Origin of the sequence: Mycobacterium sp. (assembly GCF_049802695.1) — a bacterium.
Lineage (GTDB): Bacteria > Actinomycetota > Actinomycetes > Mycobacteriales > Mycobacteriaceae > Mycobacterium.
In genome coordinates this window covers 1-2,792 of sequence record NZ_JBARMY010000363.1, presented here as the reverse complement: position 1 = coordinate 2,792, position 2,792 = coordinate 1, and the positions used below count along the sequence as shown (strand labels likewise).

Sequence of the window (2,792 nt, the reverse complement as noted above, 5' to 3'; positions counted from 1 at the left end):
GTGCTGGTGCTGCCGGGGTTGCTGGCCGGCGACGGCTCGACCCGGCCGCTGCGGCGCATCCTGCGGGACCTGGGCTATCAAGTCCACGGCTGGCGCCTTGGCCGCAACATCGGTCCGACGGCAAAGGCGGTCGCCGGGATGGCTGAGCGACTGGAGGACCTGGATCGCCGATACCACGCCCCGGTCAGCGTGATCGGCTGGAGTTTAGGCGGCATCTTCGCGCGCGGAATCGGCCGCCGCGCCCCGTCAGCAGTGCGGCAGGTGATCACGTTGGGCAGCCCGTTTCGCCTCACGAACCACAATCAGACCCGGGCCGGCGCGGCCTTCCAGCGGTTCTCTCACCTGCATGTCGAGCGGGCCCCGGTGCCACTGCAGTTGGAGACCGAACCGCTTTCGGTGCCGGCGACCTCGATCTACTCCAAGTACGACGGCGTGGTGGCGTGGCAGGCGTGTCTCGACCTGCGCTCGCCGACCGCGGAGAACATCGCCGTGATCGGCAGCCACTTCGGCTTCGGCCACAACCCCGCGGTGATCTGGGCGATCGCGGACCGGCTGGCGCAGCCGCAGGGCGAATGGGCGCCGTTTCGGCCGCCGGCAGTGTTACGCCCGTTGTTCCCACGACCCGAGACGCTGCGCGAGTGTAGCGCTCCAAACCATGTGCAATCCACCTTGCCTGACACGAACTGAGGACCGAGCGATGACATTCAATCTCGCCGTCATGCTTGCCGAATCCCGCGCCGCGCATCCCGACAAGGCGCTCTGCCACATCGGTGAGCGCTCCTTCAGCTACGCCGAGGTCGACGAGATCTCGGGGCGCCTCGCCACCAGCCTGCGCAACCTGGGCGTGCGCCGCGGCGACAAAGTCGCGGTCCAGTTGCCCAACCTGCCGCAGTTCTTGTTCTCCTACTTCGGCATCCTGAAGGCCGGCGCGGTGATGGTGCCGCTCAACCCGCTGCTGCGGGCGCCGGAAGTCCGCTATCACCTGCAGGATTCGCAGGCGCGGCTGCTGATCACCTTCGAGACCTTCGCCGAAGAGGCGATGCACGGCGCGCGTGACATCGAAGGCTTGCAGACCTACGTGGTGAACCTTCCCGGCAACGACCAGCGTCCGGACGGCACAAAGCATTTTGATGAACTCTACTTCGCCGACGACATCGGTGACCTGGAGCCGACCAACGGCGACGACACCGCGGTGATCATCTACACCTCAGGGACCACCGGGAAACCCAAGGGCGCTGAGCTGACGCACTTTCAGCTGTTCATGAACTGCACGGTGGCCGGCGAGCTGTTTGAATTCCAGGACGATGACGTCGGTTTGGCGGTGCTGCCGTTCTTCCACGTCTTCGGTTTGTCCAGTGTGCTCAACGTTACCGTCCGCTACGGCGGGAGTATGGTGCTGGTGCCGCGTTTCGACGCGAAGGCGGTCGTCGACGAACTCACCCACCACCGCTGCACCATCTTCTCCGGTGTTCCGACAATGTATTTCGCGCTGCTGGAAGCCGACACCGAAGGCCATGACCTGTCGGCGTTGCGGGTCGGGGTATCCGGTGGCGCCGCGATGCCCGGCGAGGTGATCCGGTCCTTCGAGGAAAAATTTCCCGGCGTCGTGGTGTTGGAGGGTTACGGTCTGTCCGAGACGGCGTCGACGACGACGTTCAACATCAACGCCGAACAGCGCAAGGTACTCTCGATCGGCAAACCGATCTGGGGTGTGTCGGTCAAGGTGGTGGACGAGAACGGCGCCGAATTGCCGCCCGGCGAAGACAATGTCGGTGAAATCGTCGTCCGCGGGCACAACGTGACGAAGGGCTACTACAACAAACCGGAAGCGACCGCCGAGGCGTTGCGCGACGGCTGGTTGCACACCGGCGACCTGGCCTACTGCGATGAGGACGGCTACTTCTTCATCGTCGACCGCAAAAAGGATCTGGTGATCCGGGGCGGCTACAACGTCTACCCCCGCGAGATCGAAGAAGTCCTGTTCGATCACCCCGCCGTCGCCGCCGCCGCGGTGATCGGCAAGCCGGACGACAAACTCGGCCAGGAGGTGCTGGCCTTCGTCGTCGCGAAAGACGGCGCCAGCGTCGAACCCGAGGAACTCATCGCGCACTGCAAGGAAAGCCTGGCCGCCTACAAGTACCCACGCGAGGTCAGGATCATCGACGAATTGCCCACCGGCCCGACCGGGAAAGTGCTCAAGAAAGAACTGCGGCCCTGAGCAGGCAAGGGTCCGCACCGCGAGGGCTCATGCAGTGGTCTGGCGCCCGCCGAACGTCATGATGCGGTAGAGCACTGTGCTTGACACATCTCCGTCGTCGGCGATCCAGGTGAACCCATGCCGGCGCAAGAAGGTGTCGATGCGTCGATCCAGAGACCAGTCGACGTATTTCGGACCGGAGTACGGGGAGCACAAAAAGCTTTCAGCAACAGCATCCACGTCGAAGTCGGTGATCATCGGCGGGATTTCGACCATAGGCGCAACTCCTTTGTTCAGGCGGGTTATTCCAGCAGGGAAGCTACTAAGGCCAGGTGGCGATTTCGTCACGAAAACATTGCAGACCGGGTCACAACTCGCTCGCCACGACGATCCGCACGGCGACGGCCCGGACTGGCGATCGGGCTTGCCGGGTAGCCTCTCCCACGTGCTGCTGGCCTCGCTGAACCCCGCTGCTGTTACCGCTGCGGCCGACATCGGCGACGCCGTGCGCGTCGGTGACAGCACGTTGAGCCGCAGCGCTCTGGTCGGCGCGTCGACGTCGGTGGCGGAACGGGTCAGCGGTGCTGCGCTGGTG

3 protein-coding genes and 1 pseudogene are annotated in these 2,792 nt (G+C 64.6%); 3 read left to right on the top strand and 1 reads right to left on the bottom strand.

All coding sequences use genetic code 11. The annotated features are described in order from the left end of the window. Both WA317_RS15025 and WA317_RS15020 read left to right on the top strand, forming a co-directional pair. Positions 1 to 687 (top strand): esterase/lipase family protein (locus tag WA317_RS15025; protein WP_425173786.1); only part of this gene is annotated, 687 nt, incomplete at its 5' end. Between the two features lie 10 nt (positions 688 to 697). Continuing rightward, entirely contained in the window at positions 698 to 2,218 is a 1,521-nt protein-coding gene (locus WA317_RS15020) for a long-chain-fatty-acid--CoA ligase (RefSeq protein WP_425173785.1), read from the top strand. Between the two features lie 27 nt (positions 2,219 to 2,245). Here WA317_RS15020 and WA317_RS15015 read toward each other — a convergent pair whose 3' ends face one another. Continuing rightward, positions 2,246 to 2,473, bottom strand: coding sequence for a hypothetical protein (locus WA317_RS15015; protein WP_425173784.1), 228 nt, complete (start codon positions 2,471 to 2,473; stop codon positions 2,246 to 2,248). Positions 2,474 to 2,642: 169 nt separating this feature from the next. Between WA317_RS15015 and WA317_RS15010 the strand changes: the two are divergent. Then, positions 2,643 to 2,792 (top strand): annotated as a pseudogene (locus tag WA317_RS15010) (acyl-CoA synthetase); the annotation flags it as partial.